Origin of the sequence: Micromonospora sp. NPDC049282 (assembly GCF_043197045.1) — a bacterium.
Classification (GTDB): domain Bacteria; phylum Actinomycetota; class Actinomycetes; order Mycobacteriales; family Micromonosporaceae; genus Micromonospora.
Genome location: NZ_JBICSL010000003.1, coordinates 258,577 through 282,891, shown reverse-complemented (window position 1 = coordinate 282,891; position 24,315 = coordinate 258,577). Strand labels below are relative to the sequence as shown.

The window sequence follows — 24,315 nt, the reverse complement described above, 5'->3', positions numbered from 1 at the left end:
GGCGGTGAGTGCCTTGGCGGCCCGCACGCCGTGCTGGCGCAGGTAGGCCAGGATGCGGGCCTCACCGGCGCGGCGCAGCCCGCCGGGGGTCTGCCACCGCGCGAGGAGCCGCAGCGCGCCCTTGCTGCGCAGGTTCAGCGCCTTCTCGAGAGCGGGGCTCCGGATACCGGGCACTCGGCTTCACCCGAACATGAGTGCATCCGATCGCGATCACCATGCCCCTGGTCACACTGGCGACGCCAACACCAAGCACGCGCACGGACCAGCCATTACCGCCGCCGCACCCAACCAACCCATCGACCGGCATCCGGATAACGAACCCGGGCTGCCGTACTAATCCCGCCGGTTAGACAAAGAGCCAAGCATGCTGGGCCTAGCGTTGTAGGCTGACGGGCATGGGTCGGTTTTCCGAGGACGAGCTGCGCGCGGTTGTCTCCCGGTACGAGGCGACGCGGGCGCAGGCGTTGACCGAGCGGGACGAGCAACTGCGGGCATTTCATGCGGCCGGGTGGCGGCCGGTGGATCTGCAGCGGGTCACCGGGTACAGCCGGGAGACGGTCCGTCAGGCACTCCGACCGGAGGTCCGACGGGCGACCAACATCAGCCGGCGCAGGACATCCCCCCAGCCGCCAGCGGACTACCAGCCCTACGGCGACCGGAAGCCCTATGTGGTGGCCGAAACCCTTGCCGCGCTGCACGGTCCTACCGACCGCACGGTAACGCTTCCGCGCCATCTCGACTGGTCCGGGCACGCCGAGTACGACCTGAACCGGCCCGCACGCCTGGCCAGCATGTACAAGGTGGTGCTCACCGAAGCCAGCACGATCGAGGATCTGCACACCTGGCTCGACGCTGACCTCCTCCGGCGGCTCTGGCCCACCCTGTGGCTGCCACCCCAGCTCCGCCGGCGCTGGGAGGACGCCTTCCCTGAACTCGCCGCGACCCGCAGTAACGCGGCATAGCGGTGGACCCCTTCCACGAACGCCTCGCCCGCACCGGGCTCGCGGCGGCCGATCGATACGGCTTCGCGCTGGCCGGCGACTACGCGGTCCAGGCCGCCGGACTTCTCGAACGGCCCAGCGAGGACGTCGACCTGTTCACCGCCTGGGACCGCCGCAGGGAGTTCACCGCCGCAGTCAACGCCGTCGTGCACGCCTACCGAGACGACGGCCTCACCGTCGAAACCGAGCGGCACTACGACACGTTCGCCCGGCTGGCCGTCACCGACGGGGTGCGGGTCTCCAAGGTCGAACTCGGCGTGGACTGGCGCGCCAACGAACCGATCCTCATGGCCATCGGACCCGTACTGCACCCCGACGACGCGGTCGCGAACAAGATGAGCGCCCTCTACGGACGAGCGTTCGCCCGCGACTTCATCGACATCGACGCCACCCTCCGATCCGGCCGCTACACCCGCGAAACCCTCCTCACCCTCGCCCAGCGCGCCGACCGTGGCTTCGACCCGCGCATCTTCGCCGACGCGCTCGGACAAGCCACCCTGCTCGATCCTGACGACTTCGCCCAGTACGGCATCGCCGGCCAAGCGCTCGACAATCTCCGAAGCCGATTCGCCGAATGGCGCCGCGAACTACTCAGCAAAAGGAACCCCCGCGACCTGATGGCTCCGCCAGCTGATCCCCCAGCGCTCGGTAAAGAGCAACCCCAGTAGGAAGCCGCCGCCGATCACCGGCCGCGACGGTGCTCCGTTGGTGCTCGGCGAAACGGTTCTCTGCGCCGCGCCGCACGCATCGCGGACACCGATGGCGGTCTGCGTTCTCTACGCTGCTCCCATGGCAGCGTGTCCCGAGCTGACCAGGCCGGCCCCCCACGTGGGGTCCGGTCACGGTCTCCGGGGCAACCCCGGGGACGCGACACTCACCTCGGCACCACACCACAGGTGCGTCGGCACGCTCCGCGAGCCTGTGCACCCGCACGACCGGGCATCGTCGGGACACGCTGCCACCACCGGCCCAGTCGTGACCACGATCCACGTCCTCGCCACCGCGCTCGCCGACGCGTTCCTCGCCGGCAACGGCTGGCGCCGCGCCGATCTCGTCGGCCAGGGTGGGCTCGTCCTCGGCGTCCGGCGGCGGTGGCTGTGGCCGGTCGCCGACGCGGTGCTGGCCGCCTACCCGCGCCCGCCTGTCGACAGGCCACGCGAGCTGGCCACGTTCCTGAGCACCCTCGATCCGCGTCGCCGGCGCGACGATCCAAGCGTCAGGTGTCGAGGCCTGCGAGGTTGAGGCGTTCGAGCAGGCTGGGCTTGCGGGCGTGCACTGCCCGTAGCTCGGCCAGCCGGTGTCGGAACGATGAGCTGTCTCCGTCGCGTTCGCCGAGGTCGCGCAGGTCGACGAGGAGCTGAACCGCGGTGTCGTACTCGCGGGGCTTCTTTGTGGCGATGAGTTCGTTGACCCGCTGCCAGGCGGCGGATTGGTCGACTGCGAGGGTGTCGAGGTGCCGTTGCCGGGCGGCTGCGGCGGACCGTTCCCGGCGAGCCCGCTCGCGTTCGCGCTGCTCGGCGTCCCGCCGCTCCCGCTGGGCGCGCAGCTCCCCGGCGATGGCGAGCAAGTCCCCGGCGGTACGGGCGGCTGCCGGGGTGGACGCGTCGGTGGGGCGCGCGGCGCGGTAGCGGAGCAGCAGTTGGCTGCGGAGGTAGCTGTCGCCGCCGGTGATCAGGTCGGTCAGGATGGCGTCCTTGTCCCGGGCGGGCAGCCCGACGACCCAGGTCCGTAGTTGCGCGGCGGTCGGTTCGCCAGCGGCGGCCGGCGACGACCCGACCGCCGCGGCCGCGATCAGGTCGGGGTCGATGCGCAGGAACTCGGCGACGGCGGTGAGGGGCGCGTCGAGGGTTCCCATGCCGGCGGGGACGGGCGGTTCGGGCTCGTCGTCGGCGATGTCCTCGGACTGTACGCAGCGGAGCCAGGCCAGGTAGAGCAGGCGCAGGTCGCCGGCGGCGAGGCGGGCCCGGACCGGGATGATGGAGGTGAGCAGGCCGTGGCCGTCGAGGTCCCACTCGTCGGTGCCGTCCTCGTCCTCGTCGTGGAGGTCGATGATGACGTGCTCGCCGGCGATCCACGCGGATGCGCTGTCGCCCTGGCAGTACTGGGCGACGGTGGCGGGGTCGAGCACGTGTTTCGGTAGCCGGAGCATGAGCTGGCGGGTGCCCCAGTTGGCCAGGTAGAGGTGCGCGTCGAAGTACCGTTCCATCAGCGTGCGCGGGTCGCCCTTGAAGTCGCCCCACTCGTAGGTGTTGACGAAGCTGGTGGCGGTGATGTCGGCCCGGATCGACAGCGACCGCAGCTCGGCCCGCTCCCGGCCGGTGAGGGGCCGGTCGACGGCGATGAACTCGTAGTACTGGTACTCGCTCATCGTGACCTAACTTCCGGCCCAGTGCCGGTAGGCGTCGATCCACGCGGTGCCGCCCGGTGGCGGGGTGGGGAGCGGCAGGTCGAGAAGGCCGACCCGCTGCCGGTGGCGGCCTTGAACGCAGACCGCAGCGATACTGTCCGCGGTCAGCTCGACCTTCCGCACGGTGACCTCGACACCGAGGACGGTGGTGGTGAACGGCACCGCCAGATGTTCCTCGATCATGGTGAACAGGCCGGTGCGCTCGTCCTCGTAACCATCCGTGTCGACGGTGGCTTTCTCGATCATCGCCTCAAGTGTGGCGGTCCCCTTCGATGCCATCGGCGGAGGATAACCGACCGGTGTCGGGGTGTTCGGAGCCTGATGCGCGAGGATGGTCGGCATGGGTTCGGTGACCGAGTTCGTCGATCTTCGACGCCGACCTCCTCCGACGGCTCTGGCCCACCCTCTGGCTGCCATCCCAGCTCCGCCAGCGCTGGGAGGACACCTTCCCCGAACTCGCCATCACCCGCAACAACGTGACATAGCGGTAGACCGTTGCAACAAAGCCCCAGAGGCCGCGCAAATCGAACACCGAGCCGCCGCATTTCTAACGCCTTCTTGCCGCAAATCAAATGCGAAGGCCCTCGCAGATCGAAACCCTACTGGTCCGCATCGTCGCCGGCGATCGTCTCGCCGAGCACCGCGACCTTGACCGGGCACAGGACCGGGCGGCGGCGATCGCTGACCCGGTCGGCTTCGTGGACTCCTCCGAACTCCTGGTCGTCGACGAGATCCAGCGCGCCCCGGAGCTCCTACTGGCCATCAAAGCAGCCGTCGACGAGGACCCGCGCCCTGGCCGGTACCTGCTCACCGGCTCGTCCCGCCTCTTCGGCATGGTGGCCGCCCCGGACGCCCTGCCCGGCCGGATGGAAACCGTCGAACTCTGGCCGCTGTCCCAAGGCGAACTCGACCAAGCGCCGGACGGATTCGTCGATGCCATCTTTGCGCTCGGCCCTGACCTGCGACACGAGTCCGACGTGACCCGCGCCGACTACGCGGCCAGAATCGTGCGCGGCGGCCTACCCGAGGCCACCACCCGCACCGATCCGCGCCGCCGCCAACGGTTCCTCGACGCCTACGTCCAAGCGCTCATCGACCGCGATGTCCGGCAACTGTCCGACATCCAGCACAAGGGCGAACTCCGCAAACTGGTACGCCTCCTCGCGGCCAGATCCGCGACCATCATCGCCGCCAACTCCCTCGAATCCGCACTCGGACTGAGCCGGCCGACGATCGCCCGCTACCTCCAGGCTCTGGAGGAGATCTTCCTGATCAAGCGGATCCCCGGCTGGTCCCGCAACCTGGGCACCCGCGCCACCGCCGCACCGAAACTGATCTTCGTCGACTCGGGTGTCGCCGCCAACGAGACCGCGACCGACGCCCGGGCGCTGCTCCGGCCGGGCGCACCATTCGGCCCATTACTCGAATCATTCGTCCTGTCCGAACTCTCTCGCCAGCTCACCTGGTCCGAGCAGCCCGTCGACCTGTCCCACTACCGCGACCAGAGCAGGTACGAAGTCGACGCGGTGCTTGAGAACAGAGCGGGCCAGGTCGTGGGGATCGAGGTCAAAGCAGCCACCACCGTCGGACCCGACGACTTCCGCGGACTACGCCGACTCGCCGACCGTCTGGGCGACGACTTCATCGCCGGCATCGTCCTCTACACCGGCACCTCCACGCTGCCGTTCGGCGACAAACTCCGCGCCCTGCCGGTCAGCGCACTGTGGCAGACTTCCGCACCGCCACCATCCTGACCTCGCCCCTTCCGTAGGCCGCTCCCGGCACGAGAGTGGGCATGCCCGTCAGCCGGGCGGGGGCGGCGGTGTGGCGGCCACGAACAGGGTCAGTTCCCGAACCAGGTCGTCCAGGGACTCCCCGGTCTGCGCACGGACCAGGCCCAGGGCGAGGTCGGCGAGGAGGTAGAAGCCGAGCGTGCGGGCCTGGTCGCTGTCGAACGAGGCGAGCAGCGCCTCCGCGCCGGCGAGGTCACCGCGGTGGCGGGCGGCGATGACCCCGGCGGCGCGTTGGACGAGGTCGGTGGCGACCGGGACCGGGCCGGTCACGCCGGTCAGAGCTTCGGCGCGGCGGCGCGGGCGGCGTCGAACCGGACGGTGACGGAGTCCCGGACGACGCCCAGCGCCCGGATCAGCCACGGGCTGCGCTGGACCAGATCCCGTAGTTCGCCTTCCCGCATTGTTTCCCCTGGTCGCCGCTGTTGGGATTCCTGGTCAGTCGAACAACCGGCCCGCGAGGGCGCCCTGGCCGGCCTGCAGGACGTGCGCGGCCCGTAACGGTATCCAGAAGCACTCGAACCGGGTGGGCTCCTGCTCGCCGTCGTGGTCTTCCTGGCTCGCCCACCGCTCGGGCGTCGGCTCGTGCAGCGCCAGCTCGAAGACGTGGCGACGTTGGATCTCGAAGCGGAGCGGGCTGATGTCGTACTCGATCTCCCCCAGCTTGCGCACGACGGTGAAGCTCGTCAGTCCGGCTTCTTCGCGGGCCTCGCGCAGCGCCGCGTCCGCCGGGTCTTCACCCGGGCGGACGCTGCCGCCGGGCACCTGGATGCCCACCTCCTCGTAGCTGAAGTCGGTGTGCCGGAAGACGAGCAAGTGCCCATCGCGTACGACGTAGCAGAGAACCTTATTGGTGATCACCTTCTCGGGCATGGCGTCTTCCTCTGCTCATTCCTGATGCGGCTGCCCGGGGTCTGGCAAGTGCGGGTCGGGCAGGCCGAAGATGGCTTCCTGGGCTGCTTCGCGCTCACCCAGCCGGTGCCGGGCGAGCCGTGACCGGCTCGCCGCCGGGGCCGCCGACCGTTCGCGGCGGGGGGTGGGGGTGCTTGAACCCGCCGAGGGCGGGTCAGCTCATCGCACGGGCTCGGCGGTCTGCTCCCAGAGGGACCGCATCTCCTCAAACGCCTGTTCCATGAGCTGCACCATCGCCAGCCGGGCGCGCTCGCCGTCGTGCCGCTGGATCGCCTGGGCCACCTCGGCGTGCAGGTGCAGCGCCTGCTCGTGCGGGTGGTGCGGCATGAGGTGGTGCTTGTGCCGGCCGGTGAGCACCTCGGCGACCAGGTCCTGCAGGCGGACGAACATCTCGTTGCCGGAGGCGAGCAGCACCCGCCGGTGGAACTCGATGTCCAGGCGCAGGAAGCGCTCCTCGTCGCCGGCCTTGCCGGCGGCCCACATCTTCGCCGCGAGCCCGACGAGGTCGCTCGCCTCGTCGTGACCGGCCCGGCTGGCCGCCAGCAGGGCGGCGTGCGGCTCGATGGCGGTGCGCAGCTCGGTGATGGACCGGAGCTGGGCGAGCCGGCTCGCCGAGGCCAGCCGCCATCGGATCACCTGCGGGTCGAAGACGTTCCAGTCGTGCGCGGGCCGGATCGTCACCCCGACCCGTCGGCGGGTCTCGATGAACCCGATCGATGCCAGGACACGCAGCACCTCGCGGACCACCGAGCGGGAGACCTCGTACCGGTCGACCAGGTCGTCGATGTTGAGGACCGCCCCGGGGGCGAACTCTCCGCCGCAGATGGCGGTGCCGAGGTGTTCGAGGACGCGGGCGTGCAGCCCGACCTCGGCCGGACCGGGCTGGGCGCCGACGACCCCGGAGGAGTACGGTTCCACGCCAAGGATCATATCAGTTGGGTCAACCCCTTGAATAAATCAGCTTTTTCGGCCTAGCATCGCCTGCTTAAGCGGACGTTACAGCGTTGTGGCGCTCTTCCCCCGGGGCGGCGACCACGAGAAATGGAGAGATGACGTGCGACGTCGATCGATAATCGGTACGTCTCTGGCCGTGGTGGTCGCCATGGGCCTGACCGCCTGCGGCGGCGGAGAGGACGGCGGCGGTTCGAAGACCGTGCGCGTGACGCTGGTGAACCACGTCTGGACGGAGAACATCAAGAAGGCCCTGCCGGAGTTCGAGAAGCAGACGGGCCTCAAGGTCGAGGTGACCCAGCTCGGCGAGGACCAGCTCTCGGACCAGTACAACGTCAAGCTGAACGCGGGGTCCAGCGACCTCGACGTGATGATGTACCGGCCGTTGCAGGAGGGCAAGCAGTTCGGCAAGAACAAGTACCTGGCCGACCTGACCGAGCGGTCCAAGTCGGACAGCGCCTTCGAGTTCAGCGACTTCCAGGCCGGGCCGGTGCAGGCCACCACGTACGAGGACAAGGTGGTCGGCGTGCCGATCATCACCGAGTCGGAGGTCCTGTACTACCGCAAGGACCTGCTGAAGAAGTCCGGCTTCGACGCGCCGCCGAAGAGTCTGGACGAGCTCAAGGCGCAGGCGGCCAAGGTCGAGGCGGACAACCCGGGGGTCGCGGGCTTCGTGGCCCGGACCGGCAAGTCGGCCGCCGTCACCCAGTTCTCCAGCTTCCTGTACAGCTTCGGCGGTGACTTCGTCGACGCCGACGGCAAGGCCTCGGTCAACACCGAGCAGGCCAAGCAGGCGTACGCCTACTACGGCGGGCTGCTGCGCGAGCACGGCCCGGACAACGTCAGCACCGACATGAGCTGGTCCGAGGCCATGGCGATCTTCACGCAGGGCAAGGCGGCCTTCTACACCGAGGCCAACTCGCTCTACAAGAACGCCACCGACCCGGCCAAGTCGAAGGTCTCCGACACCGTCGGCTTTGCGGCCTTCCCGGCCGGCCCGGCCGGCTCGAAGCCCTACAACGTCCCGTCCTGGGCGCTCGGCATCAACGACCAGTCGAAGAACAAGGACAACGCCTGGAAGTTCATCCAGTGGGCGGCCGGCAAGGAGCAGTCGCTGGCGCAGCAGGAGGCCGGCGTCCCCGGCGCCCGTGCCTCGGTCTGGGCCAACCCGCAGGCCATCGCGACCTACCCGAAGGACCTCGCCGAGGCCACCACGGCCAGCACCGCGAACGGCGTCGGCCACGACCGTCCGCTGGTCGTGAAGGTCGCCCAGGCGCGCGAGATCGTCGGCCAGCCGATCGTCGACGCGATCACCGGCAAGGACCCGGCCGCCTCGGCGGACGCGGCGAACGAGGCGTTCCAGAAGTTCCTCGACGACGAGGCGAAGTAACCCGACCGCGGGACGGCGGGGCCAGACCGGCTCCGCCGTCCCGCGCCGGGTCCCGGCCCTGAGCACTCGGAGACCTCATGTCAGCCGTCACCACACCAGTCGCCAGATCGCCGCAGGCCGGCGCGGGCCCGGCCGATTCGGGCTGGTCGCGCTGGGCCAACGCGCACCGCAAGTGGCTCTTCGCGGCACCCGCCATGGCGTTCGTCGCCGTGCTGATCATCTTTCCGGTGGCGTGGACCGGATACCTCAGCCTCACCGACGCCGAGGGTTCGGTCCGCGCCGAGAGCGAGTTCATCGGGTTCCAGAACTACCTCGACGTGCTCGCCGACACCGACCGGTTCTGGCCGGCGGTGTGGCGCACCGTCCTGTTCACCGGCGTCGTGCTCGCCGTCGAGGTCGCGCTCGGCATGGCGATCGCCCTGCTGCTGTGGCGGCCGTTCCGCGGCGAGCGGTGGGTCCGGGTCGCCATCCTGCTGCCCCTGGTCGCCACCCCGGTGGCGGTCGGCATGATGTGGCGGCTGATCTTCGACCCCAGCATCGGCATGGCCAACGAGGTGCTCAGCTGGGTCGGGATCGGCCCGCAGCCCTGGCTGTCCGGGCAGAGCAGCGCCCTGCCGACGACGATGTTCATCGACATCTGGCAGTGGACCCCGATGGTGGTGCTGATCCTGCTCGCCGGCCTCACCTCGCTGTCGGACGAGCCGCAGGAGGCCGCCCTCATCGACGGCGCCAGCACCTGGCAGCGGTTCCGGCACGTCACCCTGCCGCTGCTGATGCCCACCGTGATCGTCGCGATCCTGCTGCGCGGCATCGACGCGCTGAAGACCTTCGACATCCTCTACGCGACCAAGGGTCGCGGCGGCGGGTCGTTCCACGAGGTCGAGACGCTCAACGTCTACGCGTACGGGCTGAGCTTCGACTACAACGACTACGGCGTCTCATCGACCGTCCTGATCATCTTCTTCTTGATCATCATCGGGGTGATGTGGGCCCTCACCTACCGCAAGAAGGGGCTGGACCGATGAAGCCGAGCAAGCCGTTCAGGGTCTTCCGGGCGGTTGCCCTGGCCGTCGTGGTGCTGGCGCTGATCGCGCCGCTGCTCTGGATGATCGCCGCGTCGTTCAAGACCAACGTCGACATCTACGACACCGGCAAGGCCGTTGTTTTCTCGCCCACCCTGGACAACTACGACAACGTGCTCCAGCGGGCCAACTACGTCCAGTTCATCGGCAACAGCCTGTGGGTGGCGTTCGCCGCCACGCTGCTCTCGCTCGTCCTCGGGGTGCCGGCCGCCTACTCGATGAGCCGGTTCAACATGAAGAAATCAGCGCTCGTGGTGCTGATGGCCCGGATCATCCCGGGCGTGTCGCTCCTGGTGCCCTGGTACTACGTCTTCTCGAACCTGCAGATGGTCGGCGGGTACACCGTGCTGATCCTCAGCCACATGTTCGTGTCACTGCCGTTGATCGTCTACATCATGATGGGCTTCTTCGACAGCCTGCCGGAGGACCTGGAGGAGGCGGCGCTGGTCGACGGGCTGACCCACATCGGCGCGTTCCGGCGGATCACCCTGCCGCTGTCCGTGCCCGGCGTCGCCACCGCCGGCATCCTGTCCTTCATCTTCTCCTGGAACAACTTCATGTTCGCCCTGGTGCTCTCCGGCGCGGACACGAAGACCCTGCCCGTGGCGATCTTCGACTTCGTCGGCTACGCCAGCATCGACTGGGGCGGCCTGATGGCCGCGGCCACCGTGGTCACCCTGCCGATCATGGTGATCGCCCTGTTCGTGCAGAAGTACATCGTCTCCGGGCTCACCGCCGGCGCCACGAAGGGCTGAGGACACCATGACAACGATCGCACGGGTGGAGACGTTCCTCGTCGCGCCGCGGTGGCTGTTCGTCCGGGTCGAGACGTCCTCCGGGATCGTCGGCTGGGGCGAGGCGACCTGCGAGGGCCGCTCCGAGACCGTCCGCACCGCCGTCGAGCAGCTCAGCGAGCTGCTGATCGGCCGGGACGCGCTGCGGATCGAGGACCACTGGCAGGTCCTGACGAAGGCCTCGTTCTACCGGGGCGGGCCGATCCTGGCCAGCGCCGTCGCCGGGCTGGACCAGGCGCTGTGGGACATCGCCGGCAAGCACTTCGGCGCCCCGGTGCACCAGCTACTCGGCGGCCCGGTCCGCGACCGGATCCGGGTCTACGGCTGGGTCGGCGGCGACGAGCCCGCCGAGGTGCGCGACCAGATCAGCGCCGCCGTCGAGACAGGGCTGACCGCCGTGAAGATGAACGCGTCCGGGCGGATGAGCCCGGTCGCCTCGGTCGCCGAGCTCAACGGCGTGGTCCAGCGGGTGGCCGCCGCCCGGGAGGTGCTCGGCGACGAGCGGGACGTCGCGGTCGACTTCCACGGCCGGTTCAGCCTGGCCACCGCCCGGCGGGTCGCCCCGCTGCTCGAGCCGTACCGGCCGTTCTTCCTGGAGGAGCCGGTGGTGCCGGAGAACTCGCACCTGATCGGCGAGTTCGTGCGCGCCACGACCACCCCGGTGTCCACCGGGGAACGGCTCTACAACCGGCAGGAGTTCCTGCCGGTGCTGCAGGCCGGCATCGCGGTCGCCCAGCCGGACCTGTCGCACGCCGGCGGCATCACCGAGGTCCGCAAGATCGCCGCGCTGGCCGAGGTGTACGACGTCCAGCTCGCCCCGCACTGCCCGCTCGGCCCGATCGCCCTGGCGTCCTGCCTGCAGGTCGGCTTCGCCACGCCCAACTACCTGATCCAGGAACAGAGCATCGGCATCCACTACAACCTCGGCGCCGAGGTGCTCGACTACTGCCTCGACAAGACCCCGCTGACCTTCGTCGACGGGTACGTCGAGCGGCTCACCGCGCCGGGCCTCGGCATCGAGATCGACGAACACGCGGTGCGGACGGCGAACAAGCGCGGCCACGCCTGGCGCAGCCCCACCTGGCGGCACCCCGACGGCTCCTACGCGGAATGGTGAACAACATGACTGTCGATCTCGTCACTGAACTCGCCGGCGCCCGGATCCTCGCGGTCATCCGGGGCACCGACACCGCCGGCGCGATCGCCGCCGGCACCGCCCTGCTGGAGGAGGGCGTCCGGATCGTGGAGGTGGCCCTCACCACCCCGGACGCGGCGCGGGCCGTCGAGGCGCTGCGCGCGGTCGCGCCGGCCGGTTCCCTGGTCGGCGCCGGCACGGTGCTCACCGCCGCGGACGTCGCCGAGGTGGCGGCGGCCGGCGCGCAGTTCGTGGTGACGCCGGCGGTGGTCGAGTCGATCGCCGAGGCGGCCCGGCGCGGGCTGCCGGTGGCCGCCGGGGCGTTCAGCCCGACCGAGGCGTACACCGCGATGCGGCTGGGGGCGTCGGCGATCAAGCTGTTCCCGGCGTCGGTGGGTGGCCCCGCGTACCTGAAGGCGGTGCGCGACCCGTTCCCGGACATCCCCTTCGTGGCGGTCGGCGGTGTCGGCCTGGCCGACCTGCCCGGCTACTTCGCCGCCGGCGCGATCGCGGTCGGCGTCGGCGGCCCGCTGGTCGGTGACGCCGCCTCCGGCGGCGACCTCGACGCCCTGCGCGAGCGCGCCCGCGCCTACCTCGCCGCCGTCGCATGAGCGCCGCCGGCCTGACCGCCGCGCCCCCGCGCGGCACCCGCCCGTCCGCCGCGCGACCGCGCGCCGGCGGCTACCCGACCACCGCGTCATGACCGCCGTCGACCTGCTCACCTTCGGCGAGGCCCTGGTCTCGCTGCGCACGGCCGGGCCCATCGTCACCGGTGGCGCGCTCACCCCGCACCTGGCCGGGGCGGAGGCCAACGTGGCCGTCGGGGTGGCCCGGCTCGGCCACCGCGCGGCGTTCGCCGGCCGGGTCAGCGCCGACGAACTCGGCGAGTTCCTGCTCCGGCAGATGCGCGCCGAGGGGGTATGCCTCGAGCACGTGGTCCGCGACCCGGACCGCCCGGCCGGGCTGATGTTCCTGGAACGGCGGACCGCCGACCTGACCCGGGTGATCTACCAGCGGGCCGGCTCGGCCGGCTCGGCGGTGTCCGTCGAGGACCTGCGGCCCGCCCTGGCCGCCGGTGCCCGGGTGCTGCACCTGACCGGGATCACCGCGGCGCTGTCCGACGGTGCCCGGGAGGCCACCCGGTGGGCGGCCGAGACCGCCGCCCGGTCCGGGACGCTGGTCTGCCTCGACGTCAACCACCGGACGAAACTGTGGAGCCGGGACGCGGCGCGGGCCGCGCTCGCCGACATCGTCGGCCACGCCTCGGTCGTGGTCGCCTCCGCCGACGAGCTGGACCTGGTCGGCACGCCGGGCGCGGACGAGCCGACCGTGGTCGCCGAGCTGCTGGACCGGGGCGTGTCGACGGTGCTGGTGAAGCTCGGCGGCGACGGCGCCCGCGCGTACACCCGGGGGGGCGTGCGGCACGCGGCGGCGGTGCCCGTGACGGCGGTGGACACCGTCGGCGCGGGGGACGCCTTCACCGCCGGCTACCTCTCCGGCCACCTCGACGGTCTCGACCTGGCCGGGCGGCTGCGCCGCGCGGTCACCCTGGGCGCCTTTGTCGTCGGCGGCCACGGCGACTGGGAGACCCTGCCACGCCGCGACGAACTGTCCCTCCTGAACGACGTGCAGCCCGGCAGCACGCTGCGCTGACATCCCCTCGAGAAAGGCACCGGCATGAAGATCGTCGCCGCGGACGTCATCGTCTCCAGTCCCGACCGGAACTTCGTCACCCTCAAGATCACAACTGACGAGGGACTCACCGGACTGGGCGACGGCACCCTCAACGGGCGCGAACTGGCCGTCGCGTCGTACCTGGCCGACCACGTCGTCCCGCTGCTGATCGGGCGCGACCCGCATCAGATCGAGGACACCTGGCAGTTCCTCTACCGCTCGGCCTACTGGCGGCGGGGGCCGGTCACCATGGCCGCCATCGCGGCCGTGGACGTCGCCCTCTGGGACATCAAGGCCAAGGCCGCCGGAATGCCGCTCTACCAGCTCCTGGGCGGTGCCTCCCGGACCGGGATCCTGGCCTACGGGCACGCCTCCGGGCGGGAGCTGCCCGAGCTGTTCGACTCCATCCGCCACCACCTGGAGCAGGGCTTCCGCGCCATCCGGGTGCAGACCTCGGTGCCCGGCATCAACGCCGTCTACGGCGTGGCCGCCCAGCCCAGCATCGACGGCAAGCGCTACGACTACGAGCCTGCCCAGCGCACGCCGCTGCCCGCCGAGGAGGACTGGGACACCCGCTCGTACCTGCGGCACCTGCCGGGGGTCTTCGAGGCCGTTCGCAACGAGTTCGGCCCCGATCTGCCCCTGCTGCACGACGGGCACCACCGGATGACCCCCATCCAGGCCGCCAAGCTGGGCAAGGCGCTCGAGCCGTACGACCTGTTCTGGCTGGAGGACTGCACCCCGGCGGAGAACCAGGAGGCGCTGCGGCTGGTCCGGCAGCACACCACCACCCCGTTGGCCATCGGCGAGGTCTTCAACACCGTCTGGGACTACCAGACGCTGATCCGCGAACAGCTCATCGACTACGTGCGCTCCGCCGTCACGCACACCGGCGGCATCACCGCCATGCGGAAGCTGCTCGACTACGCCGCCCAGTACCAGATCAAGTCCGGCATCCACGGCCCGACCGACATCTCCCCGGTCGGCATGGCCGCCGCGCTCCACCTCGACCTGGCCATCCACAACTTCGGCATCCAGGAGTACATGCGGCACGGGGCGCTCACCGACGAGGTGTTCCGGCAGTCGTTCACCTTCGCCGACGGGTACCTGCACCCGGGACAGCAGCCCGGACTCGGCGTGGAACTCGACGAGGAGGCCGCGGGCCGGTTCCCGTACCAGCCGGCGTACCTGCCGTTCAACCGGCTCAAGGACGGCACGGTCCATGACTGGTGACCGTCGCCTGCCCACCCGGCACGTGGTGGTGATGGGCGTGTCCGGGGCGGGCAAGACAACGGTGGCGCGGGGGATCAGCGAGTTGACCGAACTGGTCTTCACCGAGGCGGACGAGTTCCACCCGCCGGCCAACGTGACCCGGATGCGCGCCGGCATCCCGCTGGACGACGCGGCACGCTGGCCCTGGCTGCGCGACCTCGCGGCCTGGATGGCCGGCCGGCACGCCGAGGGCGTGTCCACGGTGCTGGCCTGCTCGGCGTTGAAGCGCTCCTACCGGGACGTGCTGCGCCAGGGACCGCCCAGCGTGGAGTTCGTGCACCTGGCCGGCCCGGCCGAGCTGATCCGGGCCCGGATGACCGGGCGGGTCGGGCACTACATGCCGGCCAGTCTGCTCGACTCCCAGCGGGCCACCCTTGAGGACCTGACGCCCGACGAACCCGGGGTGGTGCTGGACGTGGCCGCGACACCGGAGGAACTGGTCGTCGCGGCGGTCGACCGGCTCGACCTGCCCCGACGGACATTCGTCGGCACCGGTTCACCCGGCGACGCCGACGGGAGACCGCGCGGGACGACGGCGCAGTGACCGCCAGGTCGGCAACGAACGCGACAGCACCGCCGAGCAGCGCGCCGATCATCACCACCAGGGCGGCTCGGCCGTGACCAGCCAGATGACCTGCTTCCGGGTCGCACCGGCCAACCGGATCAGCCGCAGGTCTGCCGTCCGGCCGGCGGCGGCCGTCATGAGCGCGGGGCAGGCGTACGGCATGGTGGCCCATGACGGCTGGCCGCCGGCTGCCGTTCCGAGACCGGCCTGATTCCTACGCGAACCACCCGGCAGCGGCTTGAATAGCGGTGTGCGGGTCAACAAGGACGGACGGGACTGGCGCGTCGGCGCCGCCGCCGACGTGGGCTGGAACTGGCCGTACGTGCTGGTCCAGGCCGGCCCCGAGCAAGCCCTCACCTGGCGCACCGATGGGCACATCCGCCACCCGCACGGCGCTCTACCCGACCTGTTCTTCCCCGCCGACCGGTCATGGCTGGTCTCCGCGCTCTGGGACGACACCTGGACCTGCGTCGGCGGCCCGACACCCGTGATCCACACCCTCCAACGCGACCCCGTGGCAAATGCCCGCCGGGTCCGACCCGACGAGGACGCGCTACCACCGGGGCTGACCCGCGAGTGACGACCCACGCCCGGGGCAGCGGTCACCCTCCGATCATGGCTAACGCCTGCGCGCGCGACTCACCCTCGACCGCACCGCCGCCGCACTGATTCCAACACGGATGCCGCATCCGGGTACGACACGCCGGACCACAGGCACAACGCCACCGTCGCCCGCTCGGCCGGTGGCAGCCCGCGGACCACCGAGAGGACCTCAGTCATCCGCCGCTCGTCGTCGAGCCGCGCGGAAACCTCCGAACTCTGGCCGACTGCCCGGCCCGACCGAAGGCACGGGCTGCGTAGAGGCCGCTCACCAGGGCGACCCCGCCGGCGGCGAGGGCGGGGAGCCGGCAGCGTACGGCGGCCGGCCGGGAGTTCATGCCGGCTCTCCGGTGGCATCGGGCAGGGCCAGCCGCACCACACAGGCGTCGGGCGCGCCGAAGGGTTCGAGCACGGCGCCGGCCGGTGGGGCGCCGGCGTGTTCGAGCGTGCCGCGGACGACGCCGACATGCAGCGCGCAGATCGCGTCGGGGTTGCGGTTGACCAGTTCCAGGAAGGGGCAGGTGTGCAGGTGGATCTCGGTCGTCCCGTCGGCCGTGGGGTGCCGGCGAGGGCTGAAGCCCAGCCCGCGCAGGACGTCGAACAACGTGTCGACCGGCTCCCTGCCGGGCGGGGTGGCGGCCGCGAGGTGACGTCCCCAGTCGTGGCCGGCACGGGTGGCCTCGGTCCGGACGTCGCCGTGGCCGCGCCGCGACAGGTGGTCGAGCAGTGCGGCGGCGAGCGCCCGGTACGGCGCGGGAGCCGGCGCCTCGGCGATGGCCATCCGGTAGCGCCACGCCGGCCGTCCGGGTTGGCCGCCACTGGCCCGCGCCTTGACCAGCAGCCCGGCGTCGACCAGCCGGTCGAGGTGGGCGCGTGCGGTGGAGAGGTGCAGACCCGTCCGCTCCCCCACCTCGGCGATGGTCATGCCGGCGTCGGCGGCCCGCACCAGCTCCAGCATCGAGGCTCGGCTGGCGGTGCCGAGGGCCCGGTGACGCTGCGGGTCGATGATCTCGCCGACCGGCCCTGTTCTTGGGGTTTCCACGTTAGATAACGTTACAACGTCATTGGCCCACAAAACCTGGAGGGTTCCCTGTCCGCCGCACGCTCCGGGCGGTGACCGGGCCCCGGCTGACGAGCCGGCCCCGACCCTGAGCATCGACCCCCGGACGGTGGGGTCAGGGCCGGCCGTTCCGGCGCACCGGGGCCGTTCGGCCCTGCTGACCCGGGTTGACGGCACGCACGATGGAACCGCCCACCCCTCGTGGTCAGGAGTTGAACGCTCATGTGCAATTACTGCGGCTGTCGGGAGTTCCCGCTGATCGGCCGGCTCTCGGCCGAGCACGAGGCGATCGCGAACGCGGCGGGCCGGCTCCGCACCGCGGTGCGGGCCGGCGGCGCCGACGCAGCGGCGGCGCTCGACGCGCTGCTCGCGCTGCTGATGCCGCACACCGCCGCCGAGGAGGACGGCCTCTTCGCGGAGCTGCGGGCCGAGGGCAGCCTGGCCGAGGCGGTGGCGAAGCTCTGCACGGAGCACGACGACATCCACGGCGTGCTCGGCGGTGTCGACCGGGCCGACCCGGACTGGCCCGGGGTGCTGGCCGCCCTCGACCGGCTACACCGGCACATCGACAACGAGGAACACGGCCTCTTCCCGGCCGCGGTGATCGCGCTGCCGTTCCCGGCCTGGAACCGGATCACCCCGACGGCCGAGACGGCCAGGTGAGCCGGCGGGACAAGGGACCACGGTCATCGGGCCGGAACCGAAGTTCCGCCCCGAGCCCGCAGGTACCACCCTGCTGATCTCGGGACCTTCGGCCCGGGTTGGCGAAGTAGTACACCGGCAGGATTGCCACGACGCCCCCGGCCGGGCGGTTGCGCGTCGGCGCGCCCATCGGAATGGTGGCATCACGGCTTCTCTATCGAAGGAATGAGGCGTATGTCGCGAGCGACCGAAGGTGCGGGGCGGGCGCTGCTGTCGGTGGGCGGCCTGGTGCGCCGGGCCGAGGTCTCCGCCGACGGCCGGACGCTGCACCAGATCGGCGGCCGGGAGGCGGACGCCTTCTACCGGGACCGCTGGTCCTACGACAAGGTGGTCCGCTCCACGCACGGGGTGAACTGCACCGGCTCGTGCTCCTGGAAGGTGTACGTAAAGGACGGCATCATCACCTGGGAGCAGCAGCAGACCGACTACCCGAGCGTCGGGCCCGACCGACCGGAGTACGAGCCGCGGGGCTGCCCCCGGGGCGCCGCCTTCTCCTGGTACACCTACTCCCCCACCCGGGTGCGCTACCCGTACGCCCGGGGGGTGCTGGTGGAGATGTACCGGGAGGCCAAGGGCCGCCTCGGCGACCCGGTGGCCGCGTGGGCGGACATCCAGGGCGACCCGGAACGCCGCCGCCGCTACCAGAAGGCCCGCGGCAAGGGTGGCCTGGTGCGGATCGGCTGGGACGAGGCCCAGGAGATGGTCGCCGCCGCGCACGTGCACGCGATCGCCGAGTACGGCCCGGACCGGGTCGCCGGCTTCTCCCCCATCCCCGCCATGTCGATGGTGTCGCACGCCGTGGGCGCCCGCTTCATGTCCCTGCTCGGCGGGTCGATGCTGTCGTTCTACGACTGGTACGCCGACCTGCCGGTGGCCTCACCGCAGGTCTTCGGCGACCAGACCGACGTGCCCGAGTCCGGGGACTGGTGGGACGCCTCCTACTTCGTCATGTGGGGCTCCAACGTCCCGGTGACCCGCACCCCGGACGCGCACTGGATGGCCGAGGCGCGCTACCGGGGCCAGAAGGTCGTCGTGGTCAGCCCCGACTACGCCGACAACGTCAAGTTCGCCGACGAGTGGATGCCCGCCCAGCCGGGCACCGACGGCGCCCTGGCGATGGCGATGGGGCACGTCATCCTCAAGGAGTTCTTCGTCGACCGGCGCACCCCACGCTTCGTCGACTACGTCCGCAAGTTCACCGACCTGCCGTTCCTGGTCACCCTCGAGCCGGGCGCCGACGGGGCGTACCGGCCGGGCAAGTTCCTCACCGCTGACGATCTGGGCGAGACGGACAAGGAGGCGGCCTTTCGGACGGTGCTCTGGGATTCCGCCACCGACGCGCCCGCCGTGCCGCGGGGCAGCCTCGGTCACCGCTGGGGCGAACAGCAGGGCCAGTGGAACCTCGACCTGGGCGACCTGGAGCCGGCGCTGACCTGCCTCGACGCGGGCGACGCGGTCGAGGTCGAGCTGCCCCGCTTCGACACGGACACCCCGCAGGTGCTGCGCCGGGGCGTGCCCACCCGCACGGTCGCCGGTCAACTGGTGACCAGCGTGTTCGACCTGCTGCTGGCGCAGTACGGGGTCGGCCGGAACGGCCTGCCGGGGCAGTGGCCGACCGGCTACGACGACGTCGACGCGCCGTACACGCCGGCGTGGCAGGAGCCGATCACCGGGGTCCCGGCGGCGCAGGTGGCCCGGGTCGCGCGGGAGTTCGCCGACAACGCCGAGCGATCCGGCGGCCGGTCGATGATCCTGCTCGGCGCCGGCACCAACCACTGGTTCCATTCCGACGCCACCTACCGGGCGATCCTGGCGCTTGTCACCCTCACCGGCTGCCAGGGCGTCAACGGCGGCGGCTGGGCACACTACGTCGGGCAGGAGAAGTGCCGTCCCGCGACCGGCTGGGCGCAGCTCGCCTTCGGCCTGGACTGGGTACGCCCCCCGCGGCAGATGATCGGCACCGCCTTCTGGTACGTGCACACCGACCAGTGGCGCTACGACACCTACTCCGCCGACGTGGTCTCCTCTCCCACCGGCACCGGCGTGTTCGCCGGCAAGCACACCATGGACCTGCTGGCCCAGTCGGCCCGGTCGGGGTGGATGCCGTCGATGCCGACGTTCGACCGCAACCCGCTGAAGCTGGCCGACGAGGCGCTCGCCGCCCGGCCGGACGATCCGGGGGGCTGGGTCGCCGAGCGGCTCGGCCAGGGAGACGTGAGGTTCGCCTGCACCGACCCGGATGCGCCGGAGAACTGGCCGCGGGTGCTGACCGTCTGGCGGGCCAACCTGCTCGGCTCGTCGGCGAAGGGCAACGAATACTTCCTGCGCCACCTGCTCGGCACCGACGCGAACCTGCGCGCCGAGGAGGCGCCGGAGGAGCTGCGGCCGAAGGACGTGACCTGGCGGACGGAGGCGCCGGAAGGCAAGCTCGACCTGCTGTTGAGCCTCGACTTCCGGATGACCTCCACGACGCTCTTCTCCGACATCGTGCTGCCGGCCGCCACCTGGTACGAAAAGCACGACCTGAGCAGCACCGACATGCACCCGTTCGTGCACGCGTTCACCCCGGCGATCAACCCGCCGTGGCAGACCCGGACGGACTTCGACGCGTTCCACGGCATCGCGAAGGCGTTCTCCGCGCTCGCCGGGCCACGTCTGGGCGTACGCAAGGATCTGGTCGCGGCGCCGCTGCTGCACGACACCCCCGACGCGATGGCGACGCCGCACGGCCGGGTCCGGGACTGGGCGGTCACCGGCGAGACACCGGTGCCCGGCCGGACCATGCCGAAGCTGGTGGTGGTCGAGCGGGACTACGGCGCGATCGCCGACAAGATGGCCGCGCTCGGACCGCTGATGGACACCCTCGGCACCACCGGCAAGGGCTTCTCGGTCGATGTCCGACCGGAGGTGGAGTACCTGCGCCACAAGAACGGCGAGGTCCGCGGCGGCGCCGCCGACGGGCGGCCGTCGCTGGCCCGGGACACGCACGCGTGCGAGGCGATCCTGGCGCTGTCCGGGACCACCAACGGCCGGGTGGCCACCGCCGGCTTCCGGGACGTGGAGAAGCGCACCGGCGTACGGCTGGCCGATCTGGCGGCCGAGCACGAGGGCAAGCAGATCACCTTCGCCGACACCCAGTCCCGCCCGGTGCCGGTGATCACCAGCCCGGAGTGGTCGGGCAGCGAGCACGGGGGCCGGCGCTACTCGCCGTTCACCATCAACACCGAGCGGCTCAAGCCCTGGCACACGCTCACGGGCCGGCAGCACTTCTTCCTCGACCACGACTGGATGCACGAGGCCGGCGAGGCGCTGCCGATCTTCCGGCCCCCGCTGGACATGCACAGGCTGTTCGGTGAGCCGCGACTCGGCCGCACCGGGGAACTGGAGATCACGGTCCGGTACCTCACCCCGCACTCGAAGTGGTCCATCCACTCCGAGTACCAGGACAACCTGATCATGCTCACCCTGTCCCGGGGCGGGCCGACGATGTGGATGAGCGAGGCCGACGCGGAGAAGATCGGCGTCCGGGACAACGAGTGGATCGAGGCGGTGAACCGCAACGGCGTGGTGGTCTGCCGGGCCGTGGTGACGCACAAGATGCCCGAGGGCACGGTCTACATGTACCACGCCCAGGAGCGGGTGATCGACGTGCCGAAGTCGGAGACCACCGGCCGGCGCGGCGGCATCCACAACTCGCTGACCCGGCTGCTGGTCAAGCCCACCCACCTGATCGGCGGGTACGCGCAGCTCTCCTTCGCGTTCAACTACCTCGGGCCCACCGGCAACCAACGCGACGAGGTCACCGTGATCCGTCGTCGCTCCCAGGAGGTGCAGTACTGATGCGGGTCATGGCCCAGATGGCGATGGTGATGAACCTCGACAAGTGCATCGGCTGCCACACCTGCTCGGTGACCTGCAAGCAGGCGTGGACCAACCGCTCCGGGGTCGAGTACGTCTGGTTCAACAACGTGGAGACCCGCCCCGGGCAGGGTTACCCGCGCACCTACGAGAACCAGGAGCGGTGGCAGGGCGGCTGGGTGCGGACCCGCTCCGGCAAGCTGAAGCCCCGCTCGGGCGGGCGGGTGAAGAAGCTGTTCAGCATCTTCGCCAACCCGAAGCTGCCGTCCATGCAGGACTACTACGAGCCATGGACGTACGACTACGAGCACCTGATCAACGCGCCGGCCGGCGAAGACACCCCGGTGGCCCGACCGAAGTCGCTGCTCACCGGGGAGGACACGAAGATCACCTGGAGCGCGAACTGGGACGACTCCCTCGCCGGCGGCAACGAGATCGCCGCCGGTGACCCGGTGCTGGCCAAGGTCTCCGACCAGGTGAAGCAGGAGTTCGAGAAGACCTTCATGTTCTTCCTGCCACGGATCTGCGAGCACTGCCTCAACCCGTCCTGCGCGGCCTCCTGCCCCTCGGGCGCGATCTACAAGCGGGCCGAGGACGGCATCGTGCTGGTCGACCAGGACCGCTGCCGGGGCTGGCGGATGTGCGTGACCGGCTGCCCGTACAAGAAGGTCTACTTCAACCACCGCACCGGCAAGGCCGAGAAGTGCACCTTCTGCTTCCCGCGCATCGAGATCGGCCAGCCCACCATCTGCTCCGAGACGTGCGTGGGGCGGCTGCGCTACCTCGGGCTGATGCTCTACGACGCCGACCGCGTCGCCGAGGCCGCCGCGATGAAGGACGAGGACGACCTGTACGACGCGCAGCGCTCGGTCTTCCTCGACCCGCACGACCCGGCCGTGGTCGCCGCCGCCCGGGAGGCGGGCATTCCCGACGACTGGATCGACGCGGCGCAGCGGTCCCCGATCTGGGACCTCATCATGAGGTACGAGGTGGCGCTGCCGCTGCACCCGGAGTACCGGACCATGCCGATGGTCTGGTACATCCCGCCGCTGTCACCGGTGGCCGACGTGCTGCGCGATACCGGCCACGACGCGGAGGAGGCCGGCAACCTGTTCGGCGCCATCGACGCCCTGCGCATCCCGGTGGACTACCTGGCCGAGCTCTTCACCGCCGGCGACCCGGAGCCGGTGCGCGGGGTGCTGAACCGGCTCGCCGCGATGCGCGCCTACCAGCGCCGGATCAACCTGGGCGAGGAGCGCGACGAGTCCATCGCCGCCGCGGTCGGGATGACCGGCGAGGAGATGGACGAGATGTACCGCCTGCTCGCCATCGCCAAGTACGAGCAGCGCTACGTCATTCCCGCCGCGCACGCCGAGGACGCCCACCGGCTGGAGAAGATCGCCACCGAGTGCAGCCTGGACTACGAGGGCGGCCCCGGGATGGGCGGCGGCGGCCCGTACGGCCAGGGGCCGTTCGGCGAGTCCTCCGGCACACCGGTGCCGGTGCAGGTGGAGAACTTCCACATGCTGCGCGACCGGCAGACCGCCGAGGGCTTCACCGACCCGGGCGACGAACCACGCCGGGTCAACCTGCTCAACTGGGACGGCAAGGGCACCCCGCGGGGTCTCTTCCCGCCCCCGCGCACCGAACCCGAACACGTCGACGGAGGTAAGCCGTGAGCCAGCCGACCTGGCGGGCGGTGGCTGCCCGCGCGGCGTCCCTGCTGCTGCGCTACCCCGACGAGGAGGTGCTGGCGGCGCTGCCCACCGTGCGCGTCGCCCTCGACGGCCTGCCGGACGCGGTGGCCGGCCCGCTGCGCGAGGTGGTCACCCACCGGGCGACCACCGCCCCCGTCGCCCTGCGGGCCGCCTACGTGGAACGATTCGACTTCCGCCGCCGCTGCTGCCTGCACCTGACGTACTACACCTGCGGCGACACCCGCCGCCGCGGCGAGGCGCTTGTCGACTTCGCCGCCGCGTACAAGTCGGCCGGGCTGGCCGTCGTGGACGGCGAGCTGCCCGACTTCTTGCCCGCGGTGCTCGACCTGGCCGCCGTCGACGACGGTGGATGGCAACTGCTGCGGGAGAACCGGGTCGGCCTGGACCTGCTGACCGAGGCGCTGGGCCGCGAGAAGTCGGTGTACCGGCAGGCGGTGCAGGCGGTCCGCGAGATGCTGCCGCCCGCCCAGCCCGGGGACATCGCCGCCGCCGTCCGGCTGGCCCGCACCGGACCACCGGTGGAGCAGGTCGGGCTCGAACCATTCGGACTGGTCGACACGACTGGAGGTCGCCGATGAACATCCTGCTCTGGGTGGTGTACCCGTACCTGTCCATCGCGGTCCTGGTCGGCGGCCTGATCTGGCGCCACCGGTACGACAAGTTCGGCTGGACGACCCGCTCCTCCCAGCTCTACGAAAGCACCGTCCTGCGGTGGGGCAGCCCGCTGTTCCACTTCGGGGTGCTGATGGTCCTCGTCGGCCACATCGGCGGTCTACTGGTCCCGAAGTCCTGGACCGAGGCGGTCGGCGTCACCGAGCACACCTATCATCTGATGGCTGTGTTCGTCGGCACGGTGGCCGGCTTCTGCACCCTGATCGGGCTGGGCATCCTGATCGCCCGCCGCCGGTTGACCGGACCGGTCTTCGCCGCCACCACCCGCAACGACAAGGCGATGTACGTGGTCCTCGCGGGGGTGATCGTGCTGGGCCTCTGGGCGACCGTACGCGCCAACGTCGCCGGCCCCGGCTACGACTACCGGGAGACGGTCTCCCCGTGGTTCCGGTCGCTGTTCTACCTGAGCCCGGACCCGGAGATCATGGCCGGTGTGCCGGTGGGCTTCCAGATCCACATCGTGGCCGCCTTCGCGCTCTTCGCGTTCTGGCCGTTCACCCGACTGGTCCACGCGTTCAGCGCCCCGGTCGGCTACGCCACCCGCCCGTATGTGGTCTACCGCAGCCGGGACGACCGGCCAGGGCTTCGGCCGACCCGGCCGGGCTGGGAGGGCCCGCCCCGGCTGCCCGCCCCGCGCATCGGTCGGACCCGCTCACGCCGGTGACCAGCGCCGCCTCGACCGCCCGGCGACCGCCACCGGCGGGTGCCGGCGGACGACGACCCGACCCGGCA

At 71.0% G+C, this 24,315-nt stretch carries 24 protein-coding genes and 2 pseudogenes; 18 read left to right on the top strand and 8 right to left on the bottom strand.

Annotated elements, in window-relative coordinates:
• The first annotated feature begins 395 nt into the window (after positions 1 to 395).
• From ACGFI2_RS07885 to ACGFI2_RS07875, 3 genes and pseudogenes are all read left to right on the top strand, one after another.
• Positions 396 to 962 (top strand): hypothetical protein, encoded by a 567-nt coding sequence (locus ACGFI2_RS07885; RefSeq protein WP_393512385.1) that lies wholly within the window; start codon positions 396 to 398, stop codon positions 960 to 962.
• A gap of 2 nt (positions 963 to 964) precedes the next feature.
• A pseudogene (locus ACGFI2_RS07880) lies at positions 965 to 1,594 on the top strand (nucleotidyl transferase AbiEii/AbiGii toxin family protein); the annotation flags it as partial.
• Positions 1,595 to 1,976: 382 nt separating this feature from the next.
• On the top strand, positions 1,977 to 2,243 hold the full coding sequence (locus tag ACGFI2_RS07875; protein WP_393512382.1) for a hypothetical protein: 267 nt from the start codon (positions 1,977 to 1,979) through the stop codon (positions 2,241 to 2,243).
• Here ACGFI2_RS07875 and ACGFI2_RS07870 read toward each other — a convergent pair.
• Both ACGFI2_RS07870 and ACGFI2_RS07865 read right to left on the bottom strand, forming a co-directional pair.
• Positions 2,218 to 3,369, bottom strand: coding sequence for a hypothetical protein (locus ACGFI2_RS07870; RefSeq protein WP_393512380.1), 1,152 nt, complete (start codon positions 3,367 to 3,369; stop codon positions 2,218 to 2,220). The genes ACGFI2_RS07875 and ACGFI2_RS07870 overlap by 26 nt on opposite strands.
• Positions 3,370 to 3,375: 6 nt before the next feature.
• A complete protein-coding gene (locus ACGFI2_RS07865) occupies positions 3,376 to 3,750 on the bottom strand; it encodes a hypothetical protein (protein WP_393512377.1) in 375 nt (124 codons plus the stop codon).
• A gap of 251 nt (positions 3,751 to 4,001) precedes the next feature.
• Here ACGFI2_RS07865 and ACGFI2_RS07860 point away from each other — a divergent pair.
• A pseudogene (locus tag ACGFI2_RS07860) lies at positions 4,002 to 5,162 on the top strand (ATP-binding protein); the annotation flags it as partial.
• Positions 5,163 to 5,210: 48 nt separating this feature from the next.
• On the opposite strand, the gene ACGFI2_RS07855 reads toward ACGFI2_RS07860, so the two are convergent.
• The 4 genes from ACGFI2_RS07855 to ACGFI2_RS07840 all read right to left on the bottom strand — a co-directional run bounded on the left by ACGFI2_RS07855 (position 5,211) and on the right by ACGFI2_RS07840 (position 7,028).
• Positions 5,211 to 5,471 carry a superoxide dismutase gene (locus ACGFI2_RS07855; RefSeq protein ID WP_393512374.1) on the bottom strand — a complete coding sequence of 87 codons (261 nt, stop codon included), beginning with the start codon at positions 5,469 to 5,471 and terminating at the stop codon, positions 5,211 to 5,213.
• A gap of 5 nt (positions 5,472 to 5,476) precedes the next feature.
• Entirely contained in the window at positions 5,477 to 5,602 is a 126-nt protein-coding gene (locus tag ACGFI2_RS07850; protein WP_393512371.1) for a hypothetical protein, read from the bottom strand.
• Between the two features lie 34 nt (positions 5,603 to 5,636).
• Positions 5,637 to 6,071, bottom strand: a complete 435-nt coding sequence (locus ACGFI2_RS07845) for an NUDIX domain-containing protein (protein WP_393512367.1) — start codon at positions 6,069 to 6,071, stop codon at positions 5,637 to 5,639.
• 198 nt (positions 6,072 to 6,269) lie between these two features.
• On the bottom strand, positions 6,270 to 7,028 hold the full coding sequence (locus tag ACGFI2_RS07840; protein WP_393512364.1) for a FadR/GntR family transcriptional regulator: 759 nt from the start codon (positions 7,026 to 7,028) through the stop codon (positions 6,270 to 6,272).
• A 184-nt stretch (positions 7,029 to 7,212) separates the two neighbouring features.
• Between ACGFI2_RS07840 and ACGFI2_RS07835 the strand changes: the two genes are divergently transcribed.
• From ACGFI2_RS07835 to ACGFI2_RS07800, 8 genes are all read left to right on the top strand, one after another.
• Positions 7,213 to 8,451: an ABC transporter substrate-binding protein gene (locus ACGFI2_RS07835; RefSeq protein ID WP_393512361.1), complete on the top strand. Its 1,239-nt coding sequence runs from the start codon at positions 7,213 to 7,215 to the stop codon at positions 8,449 to 8,451.
• A 77-nt stretch (positions 8,452 to 8,528) separates the two neighbouring features.
• Positions 8,529 to 9,476, top strand: a complete 948-nt coding sequence (locus tag ACGFI2_RS07830; RefSeq protein ID WP_393512358.1) for a carbohydrate ABC transporter permease — start codon at positions 8,529 to 8,531, stop codon at positions 9,474 to 9,476.
• Positions 9,473 to 10,288: a carbohydrate ABC transporter permease gene (locus ACGFI2_RS07825; protein WP_393512355.1), complete on the top strand. Its 816-nt coding sequence runs from the start codon at positions 9,473 to 9,475 to the stop codon at positions 10,286 to 10,288. The genes ACGFI2_RS07830 and ACGFI2_RS07825 overlap by 4 nt, the downstream gene beginning before the upstream one ends.
• A gap of 7 nt (positions 10,289 to 10,295) precedes the next feature.
• Positions 10,296 to 11,444: a galactonate dehydratase gene (gene dgoD, locus ACGFI2_RS07820; protein WP_393512352.1), complete on the top strand. Its 1,149-nt coding sequence runs from the start codon at positions 10,296 to 10,298 to the stop codon at positions 11,442 to 11,444.
• 5 nt (positions 11,445 to 11,449) lie between these two features.
• The gene (locus ACGFI2_RS07815; RefSeq protein ID WP_393512349.1) at positions 11,450 to 12,073 is read left to right on the top strand and encodes a bifunctional 4-hydroxy-2-oxoglutarate aldolase/2-dehydro-3-deoxy-phosphogluconate aldolase; all 624 of its coding nucleotides are present in this window, start codon (positions 11,450 to 11,452) and stop codon (positions 12,071 to 12,073) included.
• Between the two features lie 88 nt (positions 12,074 to 12,161).
• Positions 12,162 to 13,115: a sugar kinase gene (locus ACGFI2_RS07810; RefSeq protein ID WP_393512346.1), complete on the top strand. Its 954-nt coding sequence runs from the start codon at positions 12,162 to 12,164 to the stop codon at positions 13,113 to 13,115.
• A gap of 24 nt (positions 13,116 to 13,139) precedes the next feature.
• The gene (gene manD, locus ACGFI2_RS07805) at positions 13,140 to 14,369 is read left to right on the top strand and encodes a D-mannonate dehydratase ManD (protein WP_393512343.1); all 1,230 of its coding nucleotides are present in this window, start codon (positions 13,140 to 13,142) and stop codon (positions 14,367 to 14,369) included.
• Complete coding sequence (locus ACGFI2_RS07800) at positions 14,359 to 14,952, top strand: gluconokinase (RefSeq protein ID WP_393512340.1); 594 nt, start codon at positions 14,359 to 14,361, stop codon at positions 14,950 to 14,952. The genes manD and ACGFI2_RS07800 overlap by 11 nt, the downstream gene beginning before the upstream one ends.
• A 51-nt stretch (positions 14,953 to 15,003) precedes the next feature.
• Here the strand turns inward: ACGFI2_RS07800 and ACGFI2_RS07795 are convergent, their stop codons facing one another.
• Entirely contained in the window at positions 15,004 to 15,135 is a 132-nt protein-coding gene (locus ACGFI2_RS07795; protein ID WP_393512337.1) for a hypothetical protein, read from the bottom strand.
• A gap of 88 nt (positions 15,136 to 15,223) precedes the next feature.
• Between ACGFI2_RS07795 and ACGFI2_RS07790 the strand changes: the two genes are divergently transcribed.
• A complete protein-coding gene (locus ACGFI2_RS07790; RefSeq protein ID WP_393512334.1) occupies positions 15,224 to 15,553 on the top strand; it encodes a hypothetical protein in 330 nt (109 codons plus the stop codon).
• 354 nt (positions 15,554 to 15,907) lie between these two features.
• Here the strand turns inward: ACGFI2_RS07790 and ACGFI2_RS07785 are convergent, their stop codons facing one another.
• On the bottom strand, positions 15,908 to 16,615 hold the full coding sequence (locus tag ACGFI2_RS07785) for a helix-turn-helix transcriptional regulator (protein ID WP_393512331.1): 708 nt from the start codon (positions 16,613 to 16,615) through the stop codon (positions 15,908 to 15,910).
• Positions 16,616 to 16,855: 240 nt separating this feature from the next.
• Here ACGFI2_RS07785 and ACGFI2_RS07780 point away from each other — a divergent pair, with 240 nt between their 5' ends.
• The 5 genes from ACGFI2_RS07780 (at position 16,856) to narI (ending at position 24,247) form a co-directional block, all read left to right on the top strand.
• A complete protein-coding gene (locus ACGFI2_RS07780; RefSeq protein ID WP_393512328.1) occupies positions 16,856 to 17,296 on the top strand; it encodes a hemerythrin domain-containing protein in 441 nt (146 codons plus the stop codon).
• 213 nt (positions 17,297 to 17,509) lie between these two features.
• Complete coding sequence (locus ACGFI2_RS07775; protein ID WP_393512325.1) at positions 17,510 to 21,175, top strand: nitrate reductase subunit alpha; 3,666 nt, start codon at positions 17,510 to 17,512, stop codon at positions 21,173 to 21,175.
• On the top strand, positions 21,175 to 22,872 hold the full coding sequence (gene narH / locus ACGFI2_RS07770; RefSeq protein ID WP_393512322.1) for a nitrate reductase subunit beta: 1,698 nt from the start codon (positions 21,175 to 21,177) through the stop codon (positions 22,870 to 22,872). Before ACGFI2_RS07775 ends, narH begins: the two co-directional genes overlap by 1 nt.
• On the top strand, positions 22,869 to 23,489 hold the full coding sequence (gene narJ, locus ACGFI2_RS07765; protein WP_393512319.1) for a nitrate reductase molybdenum cofactor assembly chaperone: 621 nt from the start codon (positions 22,869 to 22,871) through the stop codon (positions 23,487 to 23,489). Before narH ends, narJ begins: the two co-directional genes overlap by 4 nt.
• On the top strand, positions 23,486 to 24,247 hold the full coding sequence (gene narI / locus ACGFI2_RS07760; RefSeq protein WP_393512316.1) for a respiratory nitrate reductase subunit gamma: 762 nt from the start codon (positions 23,486 to 23,488) through the stop codon (positions 24,245 to 24,247). The genes narJ and narI overlap by 4 nt, the downstream gene beginning before the upstream one ends.
• Positions 24,248 to 24,315 lie beyond the last annotated feature (68 nt).

What these genes read in the sequence shown, in the direction of transcription:
- ACGFI2_RS07845 (WP_393512367.1), bottom strand. Translation starts at nt 6,071, where the DNA reads ATGCCCGAGAAGGTGATCACCAATAAGGTTCTCTGCTACGTCGTACGC.
- manD (WP_393512343.1), top strand. Translation starts at nt 13,140, where the DNA reads ATGAAGATCGTCGCCGCGGACGTCATCGTCTCCAGTCCCGACCGGAAC.
- ACGFI2_RS07795 (WP_393512337.1), bottom strand. Translation starts at nt 15,135, where the DNA reads ATGCCGTACGCCTGCCCCGCGCTCATGACGGCCGCCGCCGGCCGGACG.
- ACGFI2_RS07870 (WP_393512380.1), bottom strand. Translation starts at nt 3,369, where the DNA reads ATGAGCGAGTACCAGTACTACGAGTTCATCGCCGTCGACCGGCCCCTC.
- ACGFI2_RS07835 (WP_393512361.1), top strand. Translation starts at nt 7,213, where the DNA reads ATGGGCCTGACCGCCTGCGGCGGCGGAGAGGACGGCGGCGGTTCGAAG.
- ACGFI2_RS07865 (WP_393512377.1), bottom strand. Translation starts at nt 3,750, where the DNA reads ATGCCGACCATCCTCGCGCATCAGGCTCCGAACACCCCGACACCGGTC.
- ACGFI2_RS07780 (WP_393512328.1), top strand. Translation starts at nt 16,856, where the DNA reads ATGTGCAATTACTGCGGCTGTCGGGAGTTCCCGCTGATCGGCCGGCTC.
- narI (WP_393512316.1), top strand. Translation starts at nt 23,486, where the DNA reads ATGAACATCCTGCTCTGGGTGGTGTACCCGTACCTGTCCATCGCGGTC.
- ACGFI2_RS07885 (WP_393512385.1), top strand. Translation starts at nt 396, where the DNA reads ATGGGTCGGTTTTCCGAGGACGAGCTGCGCGCGGTTGTCTCCCGGTAC.
- ACGFI2_RS07810 (WP_393512346.1), top strand. Translation starts at nt 12,162, where the DNA reads ATGACCGCCGTCGACCTGCTCACCTTCGGCGAGGCCCTGGTCTCGCTG.
- narH (WP_393512322.1), top strand. Translation starts at nt 21,175, where the DNA reads ATGCGGGTCATGGCCCAGATGGCGATGGTGATGAACCTCGACAAGTGC.
- ACGFI2_RS07775 (WP_393512325.1), top strand. Translation starts at nt 17,510, where the DNA reads ATGTCGCGAGCGACCGAAGGTGCGGGGCGGGCGCTGCTGTCGGTGGGC.
- ACGFI2_RS07830 (WP_393512358.1), top strand. Translation starts at nt 8,529, where the DNA reads ATGTCAGCCGTCACCACACCAGTCGCCAGATCGCCGCAGGCCGGCGCG.
- ACGFI2_RS07815 (WP_393512349.1), top strand. Translation starts at nt 11,450, where the DNA reads ATGACTGTCGATCTCGTCACTGAACTCGCCGGCGCCCGGATCCTCGCG.
- dgoD (WP_393512352.1), top strand. Translation starts at nt 10,296, where the DNA reads ATGACAACGATCGCACGGGTGGAGACGTTCCTCGTCGCGCCGCGGTGG.
- ACGFI2_RS07825 (WP_393512355.1), top strand. Translation starts at nt 9,473, where the DNA reads ATGAAGCCGAGCAAGCCGTTCAGGGTCTTCCGGGCGGTTGCCCTGGCC.
- ACGFI2_RS07850 (WP_393512371.1), bottom strand. Translation starts at nt 5,602, where the DNA reads ATGCGGGAAGGCGAACTACGGGATCTGGTCCAGCGCAGCCCGTGGCTG.
- ACGFI2_RS07800 (WP_393512340.1), top strand. Translation starts at nt 14,359, where the DNA reads ATGACTGGTGACCGTCGCCTGCCCACCCGGCACGTGGTGGTGATGGGC.